Origin of the sequence: Waltera intestinalis (assembly GCF_009695995.1) — a bacterium.
GTDB classification, from domain to species: Bacteria; Bacillota; Clostridia; order Lachnospirales; family Lachnospiraceae; genus Acetatifactor; species Acetatifactor intestinalis.
Genome location: NZ_VUMU01000039.1, coordinates 1 through 1,476 on the forward strand (window position 1 = coordinate 1; position 1,476 = coordinate 1,476).

Annotated in this window: 3 protein-coding genes; all 3 read left to right on the forward strand. The window is 48.1% G+C overall.

Translation table 11 applies throughout. From position 1 onward, the window contains the following. The first annotated feature begins 122 nt into the window (after nt 1-122). Complete coding sequence (gene tnpA, locus FYJ59_RS13810; RefSeq protein WP_154498922.1) at nt 123-494, forward strand: IS66 family insertion sequence element accessory protein TnpA; 372 nt, start codon at nt 123-125, stop codon at nt 492-494. Next, nucleotides 484-846 carry an IS66 family insertion sequence element accessory protein TnpB gene (tnpB, locus tag FYJ59_RS13815; RefSeq protein ID WP_154498924.1) on the forward strand — a complete coding sequence of 121 codons (363 nt, stop codon included), beginning with the start codon at nt 484-486 and terminating at the stop codon, nt 844-846. Before tnpA ends, tnpB begins: the two co-directional genes overlap by 11 nt. A 275-nt stretch (nt 847-1,121) precedes the next feature. Then, nucleotides 1,122-1,476 (forward strand): IS66 family transposase (locus FYJ59_RS13820; RefSeq protein WP_205839564.1); only part of this gene is annotated, 355 nt, incomplete at its 3' end.

The following is a 1,476-nucleotide window of genomic DNA, read 5'->3' on the forward strand; positions in this document are numbered from 1 at the left end:
GTAAATGCTCCATAGCAAGTACCTTTTGCAATCAACTTTCATCTGCAATAATAGTCTCATACTATACACAGTCAAAAAAGTTTAGCGCTTAACTTTTTTGACCAGCGTCAGGAGGTCAGACTATGAACACTCAAACCAGTTTAGTTGCAGAACAGATCCGCCTACAGCAGTGGGCCGACCAGATCAGGGACTGCCAGAATCGTCCCTCTGATATGAAAGTCGATGTCTGGTGTCAGGAGCATGGCATAACAAAGGCGAACTATTATTATCGCCTGCGCCGGGTACGGGAGGCCTGTCTGGAATTTTGCGATCCAGCCCCTTCCTTCGTGGAACTCACAGCACCAGCAGAAAATATACCGGCTAAAGTCTCCCAGACACATTCCCCTGTAGCTGCAACACTTCATACAGAAAGCGGAATTACCATAGATATCTATAATGACGCATCAACGGAGTTCCTCAGAAACCTGATAGGAGCAGCCAGCCATGCTCAATGATGCTTCCGGATTCCACAAAATATATCTTGCCACCGGATACACGGATCTGCGCAGAGGCATGGAAGGACTGGCCAACATCATACGCTTCCGTTTTCATCTGGATCCCTACGACAGAAATTCCCTGTTTCTGTTCTGTGGCAAGAGAACAGACCGTATCAAGGGACTCCTGTGGGAGGGAGATGGCTTCCTGTTATTATACAAGCGGCTGGATACCGGAGCTTTTAACTGGCCGAGAAACAGCGAAGAAGCACTGGCGATCACTCCGGATCAGTACGCAATGCTCATGCAGGGACTGGAGATCGTTGCCAGACACCCGATAGAGCAGACAGAGGACCCGAAGAAGCTTTTTTAAGTTTTGTGCATTTCGCAGAAATTTTTTGTGGACAGTTTTATCCCTGTGGATTTACTGTCTGCTGTTTATCCACAATGGTTCTGTCCTGCCCTCCATACGTCTGGGAAGGCAGGGCATTTGTGGATAACCGTACTGAAAATCTGAAAGGAAGCAGTGAACTCTCAGGTTTTCAGTACTGTTATCCACCGTCATAATGACGAAGGGAAAACAGCCGCCGGCTGGCGGAAATGTACCATATCTGCTATAATGGACCCAGTAAGAAAAGGAGCCCCACTATGGCAGTCAGATACACAGAAGAACAACTGAATACCGTTGACAAGTCCCTTCTGATCCAGATGTTTCTGAACCAGCAGGAACAGCTGGAGACCCTGACCGCTGAAGTCCGTTCCCTCAATGAAAAGATGCAGCTTATGATGGAGCAGATGGTTCTGGCAAACAGAAACCGTTTTGGACGGTCTTCCGAAAAAATGGCGGATGCCGGTCAGATCAGCTTCATGGAAGTGGATGGAACTATTGTTTTCTTCAATGAGGCAGAAGCTGTCTGCGATCTGGATGCCCCGGAACCGGAACAGCTGGAAGAATCCACTCCCCGACCGGTAAAGAAAAAAGGCAAAAGGGAGCAGGATATGT